At 56.1% G+C, this 1,097-nt stretch carries 1 protein-coding gene; it reads right to left on the bottom strand.

From position 1 onward, the window contains the following. Positions 1-1,097 (bottom strand): elongation factor Tu (gene tuf / locus DW56_RS08985; protein ID WP_024551992.1); only part of this gene is annotated, 1,097 nt, incomplete at both ends.

Genomic DNA, 1,097 nt, shown 5'->3' with positions numbered 1-1,097 from the left:
AGAACTTTAGCAACCACGCCCGCGCCAACGGTACGGCCGCCTTCGCGGATTGCGAAACGCAGACCGTCGTCCATCGCGATCGGGTGGATCAGGGTAACAACCATTTTGATGTTGTCGCCCGGCATTACCATCTCAACGCCTTCCGGCAGTTCGATGGTGCCAGTCACGTCAGTAGTACGGAAGTAGAACTGCGGACGGTAGCCTTTGAAGAACGGAGTGTGACGGCCGCCTTCGTCTTTGGACAGAATGTACACTTCAGATTCGAACTTGGTGTGCGGCTTGATGGTGCCCGGCTTAGCCAGTACCTGACCACGTTCGATTTCTTCACGTTTGATACCACGCAGCAGAACACCAACGTTCTCACCGGCACGGCCTTCGTCCAGCAGTTTGCGGAACATTTCAACACCGGTACAGGTGGATTTCGCGGTATCTTTGATACCCACGATTTCAACTTCTTCACCAACCTTGATGATGCCGCGCTCTACACGACCGGTTACTACGGTACCACGACCGGAGATGGAGAATACGTCTTCGATCGGCAGCAGGAACGGCTTGTCAATTGCGCGCTCCGGTTCCGGGATGTAGGAATCCAGGAAGCCAGCCAGTTCGATGATTTTCGCTTCCCACTCAGCGTCGCCTTCCAGCGCTTTCAGCGCGGAACCACGTACGATCGGGGTGTCATCGCCCGGGAAGTCGTACTGAGACAGCAGTTCGCGAACTTCCATCTCTACCAGTTCCAGCAGCTCTTCGTCATCAACCATGTCGCACTTGTTCAGGAACACGATGATGTACGGAACGCCTACCTGACGACCCAGCAGGATGTGCTCACGGGTCTGCGGCATCGGGCCGTCAGTCGCAGCAACAACCAGGATAGCGCCGTCCATCTGAGCAGCACCGGTGATCATGTTTTTCACGTAGTCGGCGTGGCCCGGGCAGTCAACGTGCGCGTAGTGACGGGTCGGGGTGTCGTATTCAACGTGAGAGGTGTTGATGGTGATACCACGAGCTTTTTCTTCCGGCGCGTTATCGATCTGGTCGAATGCACGAGCAGAACCACCGTAGGTTTTTGCCAGAACGGTAGTGATGGCAGCGGTCAG

The organism is Franconibacter helveticus LMG 23732, assembly GCF_000463115.2.
In the GTDB taxonomy this organism is placed as follows: Bacteria; Pseudomonadota; Gammaproteobacteria; order Enterobacterales; family Enterobacteriaceae; genus Franconibacter; species Franconibacter helveticus.
This window is presented reverse-complemented; position numbering and strand designations above follow the sequence as displayed.